The sequence below is a fragment of the Pantoea sp. SIMBA_079 genome, assembly GCF_046940275.1.
Taxonomy (GTDB): Bacteria; Pseudomonadota; Gammaproteobacteria; order Enterobacterales; family Enterobacteriaceae; genus Pantoea; species Pantoea borealis.
Genome location: NZ_JAWRYR010000680.1, coordinates 1 through 250 on the forward strand (window position 1 = coordinate 1; position 250 = coordinate 250).

Annotated in this window: 1 pseudogene; it reads left to right on the forward strand. The window is 62.0% G+C overall.

The features are described 5' to 3' along the window. Positions 1–250, forward strand: a pseudogene (locus tag SB719_RS21685) (TldD/PmbA family protein); the annotation flags it as partial.

Genomic DNA, 250 nt, shown 5'->3' on the forward strand with positions numbered 1-250 from the left:
CCATCGACGATGCGCGCAACAAGTTCCAGTTCGGCTGCGAATGGGGCCAGTTGATTGAAAATGGCGCGCTCAAGGGCATCGTCAAGAACCCCAACTACCGCAGCATCTCCGCGCAGTTCTGGCGCAACCTGTCGGCGGTTGGCGACCACAGCACCTTCCAGGTGCTGGGCACGCCCAACTGTGGCAAGGGCGAACCCAATCAGGTGGTGCGGGTAGGCCATGCCTCGCCGGCCTGTGTATTCCGCCAGAT